This window comes from Ochrobactrum soli, from assembly GCF_003664555.1.
GTDB lineage: Bacteria > Pseudomonadota > Alphaproteobacteria > Rhizobiales > Rhizobiaceae > Brucella > Brucella teleogrylli.
Window position 1 is genome coordinate 13,494 of record NZ_RCHH01000022.1, and the last position, 11,907, is coordinate 25,400.

An 11,907-nucleotide genomic window follows, 5' to 3' on the forward strand; every position below is an offset into this window, starting at 1 on the left:
GACCGGAAAGTTTTCGCGTCCCGTCGTGCGTGGCTATTTCTTGGTTCCCATGAATGCCACCAGATCTTTCTGGATGGCGTTGGCAGTATCTTCCGGTGTAGCGCCGTTAAACAGCATTGCTTCGATACGCTTCCCGATCAGTGAGATCACGTCGCTACCGTATTGCTCGACACCTTCCGGCGCATAGCTAACAGCTGTGCTGGCGAGATTAGTAAAGGTTTCGAACCAAGGGTTTTCCTTAAGGTAATCAGCTGGAACCATGCCCTTACGACCGGGAATGACACTTGCCAATTGTACAAGGCGTTCCTGCCATTTCGTCTCCAGCATCATCATCAGAAGCTTGGCGGTCTCATCCTTGTTCTGGGATGCTTTCGGTATTGCAAGAAAGCTTGTGACTGTAATGGGCTTTCCAGCGCCGAGAGGCAGTGGCTCCGTAACCAGATTGTTGTAGGTCTCTGGATTGCCGGATTTCGCCATTGCAGCCATAAACGGGCCAGCTGCATACATGGCGATCTTGCCATTTACAAACATTGGCCGGAAGACTTCGAACTTGGCTCCTTTGGGTACAAGATTGCTCGTTACCACATTTTTGTAGAACGTCAGGGCTTTTATCATCTCCGGCGTATTGGCCGTTGGTTTGCCCTCGGTGAAAAACTTTCCCCCGAAACTGGCGATGATCGGTGCGTATTCCAGATATTGCTGGGAAGGCGCACCTGAGTAGGCGGAAAGAGCAAGTCCAAACTTCTGTTGCTTGGGGTCGCGAAGAACTTTGACCACGTTCTCAAATTCCTCAGCGTTTTTGGGGATGCCGAGGCTCGCTGCATCCAGCATGGCTTTATTGATAAAGAGGGCGCGCGGATTAGTGGCAAAGGGAATGCCGTATATTTTACCGTCCTTAACCGCCAGTTGTTCTGGTGCTATGAAATCATCGACCTTTATCCCCGCAGCATCAAGGTAGTCGTTGAGAGGCTCGAGCAGATCGGCTTCGATATATCTTTTGAAATCAGGATCGAAAGCCGTCAAAACGTCTGGCGGATTACCTGATGAGATATCGATGAACATCTGGTCGGCAAAAGACGCGAATGGGATGAATGTGTCCTTGATGGTGACGCCCGGATTTTGCTTTTCGAATTCGGCTTTAAGTTCCTTAAGAAAGGCGCCATACGTCGGTTCCGTCCATTGGAAGGTGGGATAATTAATATCTGCGGCCAATGCAGATGTTGCAAACACCATGGCGGTGGCGCTGGCCAACGCAAAGCGTGTTAGGAGCGAGAGCGCACGAAACGTGTTGCGCTCTCGGTTTTGTTCAGTCCTGCCCCGGTTTTCAGGTTGCATTATTTGTTCCCCTTTTTTGTTTCTAACTGCTAGCGCGCGAGTTGCGGATTGAAAAGCACAGAGCTTTTCGGGATATTCTCAGCCCAACCAGGTGTAAGCGGCGCAATGAATACGTTTTCCGTGCGGTAGCGTGACATCTTCCATACGCCGTTCACCTTCTTGAAGGCATTGAACAGCCGACTTGACCGCAGGACCGAAGAGCCGTCGCTGAAGATCCAAGGCTGAAAGTGAACCCACTTGCCCTCTGCGGCATCACCGTTTACGGTGATATGCTCTGATGTCAGATAGTGGCAGTTGAGCAGCATCTCAGGTTCGCGAGGCTGGAAGAAGCCTTGGAAATGCTTAACCAACTCTGCTTTTCCGGAGCTGAAACCAAACTGATTTTCATAATACGGACCAACGCCTTCCCAAGTCGCATCATCGGAGAACAGGTCAACAATGAGCTCGATACGTTGTTCTGGCGTCATATCTCCTTCAGGTAGAGGCGTGTCGCAAAGCAACATATAACGGCTAATAATACGGCGGATCTCCGATTCTGCTGCTAGCCTGTCAAGCTTTGCGGATAGTTTCGCAATCTGTTCCTGTAGGTCTTTTTCCATGCGTATTTTCCTTACGTATATTTAGACAGACTGTAGAATTTTAACTTCGACGTCTTTGGTGAGATATGTCATGCGTTCGTTCCAGAACGCCTGAAACGTTTCGCCGTTGAAATGGCGATCCAAGTCGGCCTGGCTGGCCCAGCGTTCGTAGAAGACGAAAACCGAGTTGTTGTCTGCAAGCGTGGACAATTCATAGGCGAGGCAGCCTTGCTCCAGCGCTGATGCTTTCGCCAGTTCTTTTAATCTGGCTTCGAGTTCGTCTCGCTTTTCAGGTTTTGGGTACTGAAATGCTATGAGTGAAATGGAAGTGTCTGCCACAAGCTCTGCTCCACATCGCAGGGTTTAACCGTCTCGCCAATGCAGGAAGTGACACCGGCGCCGGTTAGCAAACGATAACGTTGAACGGAGTTTGGGGAGCTACGCAAACATCCAAAATGGATAATTGGCGTGTTGAAGCGTTAAGTTTCCAGAAAAACTAACTCAGTTGAACACCGGGGTGTTCTAAAAATGAAAAACTAATTGACGAGGGATTTATATATGCCGTTGCTTGAATATAGATTTAATATCTCAAAACGGCTGAAAAACTTTGTGAACAGTAAATATTGAAAACATTATCAATACTAAAATAATATAGTTCCATTGAACAAAATTCTAATAGTTCAAGTGACGCGACAATTCATCCATTTATTCTCCATTTTGAAAAGAAATTAATTTTTTTCTATCGACAGTGCCATAACGGTGTGAGAGGTTTCCTATGCGCCGGTTCTATAATGGGCGAATTTATTCCATATGATTGTAAATTGAGCTTTATGTAATTTTGTGCTCGCCATTGCGAATGGTCGTTGTGGGCAACTGTCGTGAAGGGTTGAGTCTTGGACCTTCACCGGTAATCGACGTATTGCACAACAGTGTGGAGTGTTCGTCCTTCACGATGAGGGGGGCATTTGCTGTTAGTGAGGCGTAGCCGTCAAGAATCTTGACTGGCAATCAGGCGGTCGTGCTGCGGTTTTTAGGCGGACCGGACTGTCTGCTTCTGGCCCCATTCCCGTCGCATTCGACCGAACCGGATGGACACCATAACCTGATTGGGATTAATGACGGTCGTTGGTGGAAATCTTCTCAACAGCATCAGAAACCAGATCGTAAAGTGAATTCATGATCTGACTGATTTCAAGCCGACGATCCTGAAGGACCCGAGATCGGAAACAACTCGGTTGGAAGTTGTCCTTTAAAAGTCCATCCATCTTTTGTACCAAAATCACCTTACTCCGTGAGATGTTCGAAGAAGGTATTTCCTGAATATTCTGAACGCAGCAATCCTTCTTCGCTAAGCCTTGGCATGAGTTCATCAAGCGCTAGCCGCATCGATCCGGTTGAGCCACCGGGTGCGGTTATGAAGCCGTCGATTGCGCCTGCCTCAAACCATTTGCGAACCTCTTTGGCTGCATCGTCAACCGTCCCGATCACCTGCCAATGAGCGGCGCTGATGACCTCGGGTCTGCGCAAGAGGTCATCAAGCGGAAGCTCTTCACGCTGTAACAAACGCCGAAGCAATCCCGCATGGGTTTTGCTTCGAACCTTTTCCGGTGGAGGTGGCAGGTCGGCTGGTCGAATTAGACGATTTGCGGGCCATTCGGATAGGTCGAGACCGGTCAACTCGCGGATGAATGCGATTTTGCGAACCCTATCGCCTCGTGCATGCGTGTAGGCGAAAAGTTCTTCCGCTTCTTTCCGCGTTGGTGCCAGATAGAGACTGAGACCGGGAAGCAGGCGAACATCGTCCGACTTTCGGCCATGGAATTGCGCACGGTCACGAAGATTGCGGCGAAGATCGATTGCCGCTTCCATATCCGGGGTCGCGGAAAAAACAGCGTCGGCAACGGATGCCGCAAAGTCGCGCCCTGCCGGTGACGCGCCAGCCTGAATAAGCGGGATGGGAGCATCCTGAACAGAAGGGACATTGAGCGGGCCTTTAACCCGGTAATAGGTACCGTCGTGATTTATCGGATTTATGGCTGCCGTATCTGCAAAGCGGCCGCGTTCACGATCACGTTTCAAGGCCGATCCGGGAAAACTCTTCCATAAATCACGCACGACGCTGGTAAATTCGGCTGCCCTTGCATAGCGTTCGTCGGATGAAGGCATTTCCGTAAAACCGAAATTCTCGTTGCCATCGAGTGCCGTGACAATATTCCACCCGGCTCGGCCATCGCTGAGCCAGTGCAGGGACTGGACCTGACGGGCAACGACATAAGGCGGCATGAAAGTTGTCGATATCGTGGTCAGAAGACCGATATGCGAAGTCTCCCGCGCCAGCGTTGCCATGACGAGCGTCGCATCCATGCTGCCGAAGCCCGGAGTGGTTTCCATGATCTGATGGTTCATGAAAAGACTATCGGGGCGGAATACGAAATCAAGCTTCCCCGCCTCGGCTCGCCGGGCGATATCGATATAGAAATCTGAACCGAGTGTCCCTTCGATGTTGCTGTCCGGATGCCGCCACCCGTCGCCACTCAGCCAGGTCGGTGCCAGCGACATGCCAATGTGAAGTTTCCGTTGCTCACCCATTTCGGGCTCCCGTTAATGCATATAAAAAGCTGTGCCGGCCACGGATGTGCCCGGCTGGATTGGCAGGTTTGCTAAACACTTAGAACGTGCCCTTGATGCCGACGCCGAATGTGCGCGGCATGGTCATGCTTGCCTCGAGGCCGCCAATACCGCGGTTCTGCTGCAGATAGGTCGGGGTGCGCTCGTCGAAGATATTCTTCACATAGCCGTAAAGCTGCAGTGATTCATGGAAGTCATAGCTCACACGCGCATCGGCAATCGTATAGGCGTCCACGATATAGGTCGGTGTATTGGCAAGGTCGGAATAGTAGCCGTCAGTATGGCGAACTTGTCCGGAGATATTGAGCTTTTCCGTTGCATCCCAGCTCGCACCGATGCTGAACATATAACCGGGAGATTTGGCGAACTCGTTGCCCTCATAGCTCACATTGCTCGAAATTTCGTCGATTTCGGTGCGAAGAATACCACCACTTGTCTTGATCGTCAGATTAGACAAAAGCTGATAGTCGAGCCCCATTTCAAGACCATAGGCATGAGCCTTCTCGGCATTGATCGTATAGGATTGCGCCACACCGGGAGAGACGACGACAGGAATGTTGTACTGGGCGTTCTTGAAGTCCATGTAGAAAAGATTGCCTGTCAGCGTGAGCTTGTCGTCGAGCAGTTTGGCGCGCGTCAACAACTCGTAGTTCCACAGCGTCTCATCCTCAAAAGGCTTCCACTGCCTTGAATTGAGATTGAGGGAAACCCCGCCGGGGTTGTAACCCTTGCTGACTAGTGCTCCGATCGTCAGATCGGGTGTGACAGCATATGCCAGCGATACCTTTGGCAAGAGCGCGGAGAATGTTTCGTCGTAATCGAGCGGCGTTGGCGCCAGCGCCGATTTTCCGATGCGCTGTACACGATCCTGCTGGTAACGAAGCCCACTGGTCAACGTCCACCGGTCGTCGAGCCGGTAGCTCACTTCGGCAAAAAGCCCCAGATTGTCTTTCGTATCGTCAAACGTCGTCGTGCCTTGAAGCAGCATGAATTCGTCCGACTTGGTATTGGCGTAGAAAATACCGGCGACACCGCTGATGACGTCTTCCTGCTCGCCAAACGTGATACGAGACTCATTGGAAATGTTCTTCTGGTTGATATCGGCCTTGCCGTTATTCGCAATGCCGGTATGGCGATGCACAGAAGAGGCGGAATATTGCACCTGGTTGTAGAATTTCACGCCGTTGCCAAAATCATAGCCAACATCAAGGATGCCTGTATTGGTATCCTGTTTCCAGCTTGGCATGGTCGTGGTCAGATGTTCGAGTTCGTCGAATGGTGCGGACGCTGCTTCCTGGCTTGGACGGTTGGATCGATTGTGGGAATAGGTCAGCTTTGCGGTGAGGCCTGGAATCTCTGCCGGTTCCCACAGCAGTTTCAGCCGCGCATTCAGGGCCTCGAAATCCTGATTTGTCTTTTCGGAAATGAAGTTGGGGCTGATATAGTCAATGAAGGTATCACGGCCTGAATAGTCGATTGCAAGGCGCGCTGCCAGCTCATCCTTGTAGATGGGGCTGTTCAGCATGATTGAGGTGCGCTTGGTGTTGTAATTGCCGATCTCGACCTGATAAGCACCTTCGCGGGTGAATACCGGGTCCTTGGTGTTCACGATGATCGCACCTGCAATTGCATTCGCACCCTGAGATGTCGTCTGCGGGCCACGGAACACCTCGATGCTGTCGAGATCCCACACCGAAGTCGCGCCGAAATAGTATTCGTTATAATTCAGATAATGCCCATCGAGATTGATCGTGGCACGCGGCACGGTGCCGCCCCAGAACACGTTCTGCCCTGTGTTTGGACCCTGCGTATCCTGCCCGCGAATGATGGGAGCGCTAACGTTATCGGTATAGATGACGTTCGGGACGTTCGCGATCACTTCAGCCACGGATGAATCGCCTGTCTTTTCCTTATCGATTTCCTTGGCCGAAATGACGGTGACAGATGACGCCGTGTTCTTGATGTCGCGCGCGACTTTTTCCCCTGTCACGACCACAGTATCAAGCACGATCGCGTCGGAGCTGGCTTTCGCAGCCTCCTGGGCAAGCGCAGGCGTTACCACAAACACCGCCAGCGTGAGTGCACTGGCGCTGGTTATCAAGCCACGATTCAAACGGATATTCATAAGTCGCCCCAAACATGAGTGTATTAGTCATGTTATGTTAAAGCATCAGGGCATTATTCCGCAATAAGGAATGCATACCGCAGTACAGTATAATATCATGGCCAAAGATATGTGTTGCATACCCGCAACGGTGAGGGAGGGGCAATTCAATCCGGTCAAAACCCTCGAGATTCGCCCATCGCATTCGCAACGCAGAGGGCATGACTTTCCAACGGCTTGTCGCTAAACATCGATTTCCTATTACCGAGGAGGAGGCAAAGCATTTGAACGAGAACGACCTGGCCGATGAGAGCAACACCCCGAGTGAAAAACGCTCGGGTACAATACAGTCGGTTTCCATTGCCGCGCGCTTTCTCCGGATTCTGGCCAATGCTGAAACCGAGCTCGCGTTGGGCGAAGTCGCCCGGCGGGCAAAGACGGGAGGATCGACAGCGCATCGTTATCTGCAGAGCCTCGTCAAGGAAGGCCTTGCAAAACAGGACGCTGCAAGCGGTCTTTACGATCTGGGGCCGACTGCGCTGAGCATCGGCATAGGCGCCTTGAAACGAGTGGACGCTGTGGAGATTGCGGCGCAACACATGAAGGCCCTTTCGCAACGACATGCCGTCAGCGGTGGTGTTGCTATCTGGACAGATCGTGGCCCGACGCTCGTGCGCTGGTATCGAAGTGCGTATTTCTCGGTCAATCCGCTGGCGCTGGGAGACACATTGCCCATCGATAATACGGCTTGCGGTCTGGTTTTTCAGGCTTTTCTACCCAAAGTTACGGTCGATGCAGCGCGTAAGGTACAGCCAGTTCACTTTCGGGGCAGCCCGCCGGCAAAGTCACTGCTGGACCAGGTGCGCAACGAACGATGGTCCGAAATGACCAGCCATCTTCTTTCAAATGTGACAGGGCAGGCCGCACCGGTGTTCGACGCGCAGCGGGAAATCGTCTGCGTCATGACGACGGTGGCTGATCTTGGACAATTGCGAAGCGAGGACGAGCGGAGAGCGCTCTTTTATGAAGCGTCACTGGTCAATCAGGCAACTGGCGGAAGGATCGTAGACGGGGAGGGAGGCGACGCCAGCGTTTGAAATGTCAAGGAGATTGCGGGGGCGTTCCTAGGGGGACGACGAGCGGCGTTCCCGAAACCGGATCGGAAATGATTACCGATGCAAGGCCGAACACTTCTTCTATCAGCTTTTCTGTAACGATCTCGGATGGAGCGCCTTCCGCCATGATCGCCCCGTTTCGCATGGCCACCAGATGTGAAGCATATCGGCAGGCATGATTGAGATCGTGTAGTACGGCAACGACAGTTCGGCCCTCGCGGTTAAGTTCCGCCAGCAACTCCAGAAGTTCGATCTGATGCGCGATATCGAGATAAGTTGTCGGTTCATCAAGCAGAAGGATCGGTGTTTCCTGGGCCAGCACAAGGGCAATCCAGACGCGCTGACGCTGACCGCCGGAAAGTTCGTTGACTGAACGGTTAGCGAGGTCGGAAATACGGGTGACTTCCAGGGCGCATGCTACTGCTTCCTCGTCCTCCACTGACCATTGCCGCAGAAAGGACTGATGCGGATACCGACCCCGAGATACCAGATCCGCAACAGTGATGCCGTCTGGGGCGACCGAGGTTTGTGGCAGAAGACCAAGCCTGCGCGCGACTTCCTTCGCCGGCAAATGGCTTATGTCCCTGCCATCCAGCACGACTTTTCCACTGACCGGAGCAAGCAATCGTGACAACGCACGCAGCAATGTGGACTTCCCACAAGCATTGGGGCCGACGATGACGGTGAAAGACGCATCGGGAATAACAATCGACAAATTTTCGACGATGACCCGATCATCGTAGCTCAATGTAACGGCGTCTGCATGCAGGTGTTGCATCATGGCTGGTCATCCCTAGAGGAAATCACGTGGCTGTTTGTATTGCATTGTAGAACGCATTCTGCAATATGGAGTAATCAGCTCCAGTTTCGAAGCTGAAGCAGACCGCTCGCTTCTCGTTCGAAAACGGCTCAGTGTTTTCCCATTCGAAACGCTGGCCGGTCGCGCGTTCGTTCAGAAAGCTTTCCATCTGAAGATTTCCAATTTGCGTTGGTGGAGAATAGCCATGCAAGCTGCACGCCCGATTTTCTTGCTTCTCGCCGGCATGGTCTTTCTGTTTTCTCCACTTCGGACGGTCATGGCCGCCGAACAGGTCTGGCCACGTACCGTAAAGCATGAAGCGGGCGAACTCGTACTGAAAACCAAACCCGTTCGCATCGTATCGACCACACCTAGCATAACCGGTATACTGCTGGCCATGGGCGCTCCACTGGTTGCGACAGCCGCGACGACCCCGAGCCCGCTGACAGATAACAAGGGCTTCTTCCTTCAATGGGCAGAAGTTGCCGACGAGCGGGGCGTCGAAGTGCTATATCCTAATCTCGAATTCGACATGGAAGCTATTATCGGGATTGAACCGGACCTGCTGATCGCGTCAGCGACCGGAGCCGACAGTGTCGTTCAACATTATAGCGAATTGGAAGCGCAAGGCATTCCAACGCTGGTAGTCAATTATTCCAACCAGAGCTGGCAGGCGATTGCTACTGAGCTCGGCACAGCGTTGGGGTTGGAAGATGAGACCGGCGCGACGATCGCCCGTTTCGACGCCAAGGTTGCAGAGGTGGCTGCAACGATTATGCCGCCCAACGAACCGGTTACAATCGTCGGCTACAATATCGGAAACAGTTACTCGGTCGGCAGAACCTCAAGCCCGCAGTCCCTGCTTCTGCAAGCATTGGGTTTCAAGGTCGGTGGCTTGCCCCAGACGGTAGCCAAGGATGTCACACGCCGGTCCGATTTCGATTTCATTTCTCACGAGAACCTTTCGGCAGCGATCACAGGCAAGAGCATTTTCCTTTTGCGCGGCTCACAAAATGACGTCCAGGCATTGTTGAACGATCCAGTATTGGCGAACCTTCCTGCGGTCCGCGATCATAACGTCTATCCTCTCGGACCATCTTCATTCCGTATCGACTATTATTCCGGTCTCCAGATGATCGAGGCTGTCGGGTCCAATTTTCGCAAATGATGCCCAAACGGATACAACTCATCATGCCATTGCAGAAGCGGCGCGTTCGGGGTCTTGTTATTGCCGCCGCCAGTTTAGCCGCTATGGCGCTTTGCAGCCTTGCTCTGGGCTCCCGGTCAATCGCCCTTACCGAGACCATCCATGCGCTATGGCAGCCTGATTTTTCGAACAACGAACATCTTGTCATTCTCGAACTGCGTATCCCGCGCACCATCGTTGCAATCATCGCAGGGATGGCTCTTGGAACCGCTGGCGCCATCATGCAGGCCGTTACGCGCAATCCGCTCGCCGAACCAGGATTGCTAGGCATAAATGCAGGAGCAGGCGTCGCTGTCATTCTGGGAGTCGTGACCTTTAATCTGACGACAATGGCGCAATATGTCTGGTTCGGATTTGTGGGCGCCGGTCTTGCAGGAATTGCCGTCTTCATTCTCGGAGACGCCCACGGGAAGGCGAATAATCCTGTGCAACTGGTGCTGGCTGGAGGCGGATTGTCGGTCGTGCTTGCATCGGTCACGGGCATTGTTGTCATCAATGCACCGCTCGCTGTCTTTGACCAGTTTCGTCACTGGGCCGCAGGCTCCGTTGACGGGCGCGACCTTGATGTCGTCGCCATTCTGGCTCCAGCAGTCATCGCAGGGCTTGGCGTGGCGATGTCGATCGCCGGAAACCTGAATGCAATGGCGCTGGGCAGGGATTTTGGTGCTGCGCTTGGCGTCAACCTACACGTGACCTGGCTTTTGGCCTGTCTTTCCGTAATGCTTCTGGCAGGTTCTGCCACTGCTGGGGCTGGCCCCATCGCGTTCGTCGGACTGGTGGCTCCTCATCTGGCCCGGACCATCACTGGACCGGACTATCGTTGGATACTGCCATATTCCGCATTGCTGGCGTCCAATCTTTTGCTAGGCGCTGACATCATAGGAAGGCTGATTGTAGCACCTTCGGAAGTTGCAGCCGGGATTGTCTCCATGTTGATCGGCGGGCCGTTCTTTATCTTTGTCGTGCGCAAATTCCGGTTGACGAAACTATGAGCACATCAATGAATATGTTGCGGATAGGTCCTGTTTCTGTTCGCTGGAAATCGCGCCCATTGATGATCTGCTGCCTCTTGCTTGCAGCCATCCTGCTGCTTGCGGTTTTCCATATCGCAACAGGTACAATGTCATTCAGCTCTTTCCAGGTCATTTCGAGTCTGGTTGGTGGAAGCGACAACGCGACCGCCGATCGCATAATCCAGCGCGTACGTTTACCTCGCCTTGTCACAGCCTTGTTTGTGGGTGCTTCACTCGGTACGGCAGGCGCGATCTTCCAATCAATCTCGCGCAATGCCCTTGGCTCGCCTGACGTGATCGGCTTTACGACAGGTGCAGCAACTGGCGCCATTGCACAAATCATATTGTTCAATGCCGGTCCGCTTGAAACAGCGCTTTCAGCCGTTGCAAGTGGAATGGCGGCGGCAGTTCTTGTGTTTATGTTGGCTGTCAAGGGGCGGCGAACCGGCGGCTATAGGCTTATCCTTGTCGGAATTGGCGTGGGGGCCATTCTTTCGGGCATCAATACCGTACTTCTGGTCGCGGGCGATCTGGACCAGGCCGCGTCGGCCCAACTCTGGCTATCGGGATCACTCAATACAAGAAGCTGGGCACATGTTGTCCCAGCAATGGTCGGTTTCGCGGTAACCGTGCCGTTGGCGCTTCATTACGCCAAATCTGTCAATATCTTGGAAATGGGCGATGATGCAGCATGCCAGCTCGGCATCCAGCCGGAGCGTACGCGTCTGGCAATGGTGTTGGTCGCGGTCACGCTAACATCTGTTGCTACCGCATCCGCCGGACCGATTTCCTTTGTCGCTCTGGCAGCGCCACAGTTGGCCCGGCGTCTGACGGCGAGTTCGAATGTCCCACTCATATCGGGTGCCCTTATGGGGGCAACCCTTCTAGTGGTTGCTGACTTGTTAAGCCAGCATGTGCCATTCGGCATCAAAATGCCGATTGGTCTTACGACCGGGCTATTAGGGGGACTTTATCTCCTCTGGGTTCTTGCTTGCCAAAAAAAGTGATTAGTTCTAGTTGAGAAGCACCGTAAATCAGCGAAACAGATGGCTCACGCCAGGACCTTGGCGACGCCGAGCGGCTCGACTGTCTCGTGAGAATTACGATCAGCGCCGGCCCAGCTTCAAC

General features: G+C 53.1%; 10 protein-coding genes. 4 read left to right on the top strand and 6 right to left on the bottom strand.

Annotation, left to right across the window (positions count from 1 at the left end; genetic code table 11):
• Nucleotides 1-33: 33 nt before the first annotated feature.
• The 5 genes from D8666_RS21770 to D8666_RS21790 all read right to left on the bottom strand — a co-directional run bounded on the left by D8666_RS21770 (nt 34) and on the right by D8666_RS21790 (nt 6,666).
• Complete coding sequence (locus D8666_RS21770; RefSeq protein ID WP_121539409.1) at nt 34-1,335, bottom strand: ABC transporter substrate-binding protein; 1,302 nt, start codon at nt 1,333-1,335, stop codon at nt 34-36.
• Nucleotides 1,336-1,364: 29 nt separating this feature from the next.
• Nucleotides 1,365-1,934 (bottom strand): nuclear transport factor 2 family protein, encoded by a 570-nt coding sequence (locus D8666_RS21775; protein ID WP_121539410.1) that lies wholly within the window; start codon nt 1,932-1,934, stop codon nt 1,365-1,367.
• Nucleotides 1,935-1,955: 21 nt separating this feature from the next.
• Complete coding sequence (locus D8666_RS21780; protein ID WP_167836162.1) at nt 1,956-2,252, bottom strand: putative quinol monooxygenase; 297 nt, start codon at nt 2,250-2,252, stop codon at nt 1,956-1,958.
• A 945-nt stretch (nt 2,253-3,197) separates the two neighbouring features.
• Nucleotides 3,198-4,502, bottom strand: a complete 1,305-nt coding sequence (locus D8666_RS21785) for an NtaA/DmoA family FMN-dependent monooxygenase (RefSeq protein WP_121539412.1) — start codon at nt 4,500-4,502, stop codon at nt 3,198-3,200.
• Nucleotides 4,503-4,581: 79 nt separating this feature from the next.
• Nucleotides 4,582-6,666: a TonB-dependent receptor gene (locus tag D8666_RS21790; protein ID WP_121539413.1), complete on the bottom strand. Its 2,085-nt coding sequence runs from the start codon at nt 6,664-6,666 to the stop codon at nt 4,582-4,584.
• 263 nt (nt 6,667-6,929) lie between these two features.
• Between D8666_RS21790 and D8666_RS21795 the strand changes: the two genes are divergently transcribed.
• The gene (locus tag D8666_RS21795) at nt 6,930-7,742 is read left to right on the top strand and encodes an IclR family transcriptional regulator (protein ID WP_209446015.1); all 813 of its coding nucleotides are present in this window, start codon (nt 6,930-6,932) and stop codon (nt 7,740-7,742) included.
• 4 nt (nt 7,743-7,746) lie between these two features.
• On the opposite strand, the gene D8666_RS21800 is transcribed toward D8666_RS21795, so the two are convergent.
• On the bottom strand, nt 7,747-8,541 hold the full coding sequence (locus D8666_RS21800) for an ABC transporter ATP-binding protein (RefSeq protein WP_121539414.1): 795 nt from the start codon (nt 8,539-8,541) through the stop codon (nt 7,747-7,749).
• A 223-nt stretch (nt 8,542-8,764) separates the two neighbouring features.
• Here D8666_RS21800 and fepB point away from each other — a divergent pair, with 223 nt between their 5' ends.
• Genes fepB through D8666_RS21815 form a run of 3 tightly spaced genes read left to right on the top strand, consistent with a single transcriptional unit; the run spans nt 8,765 to nt 11,786 of the window.
• Nucleotides 8,765-9,727 carry a Fe2+-enterobactin ABC transporter substrate-binding protein gene (gene fepB, locus D8666_RS21805; protein WP_121539415.1) on the top strand — a complete coding sequence of 321 codons (963 nt, stop codon included), beginning with the start codon at nt 8,765-8,767 and terminating at the stop codon, nt 9,725-9,727.
• A 23-nt stretch (nt 9,728-9,750) separates the two neighbouring features.
• Nucleotides 9,751-10,758, top strand: coding sequence for a FecCD family ABC transporter permease (locus D8666_RS21810; RefSeq protein ID WP_121539416.1), 1,008 nt, complete (start codon nt 9,751-9,753; stop codon nt 10,756-10,758).
• Between the two features lie 8 nt (nt 10,759-10,766).
• Entirely contained in the window at nt 10,767-11,786 is a 1,020-nt protein-coding gene (locus tag D8666_RS21815; RefSeq protein ID WP_235859044.1) for a FecCD family ABC transporter permease, read from the top strand.
• The last annotated feature ends 121 nt before the right edge of the window (nt 11,787-11,907 follow it).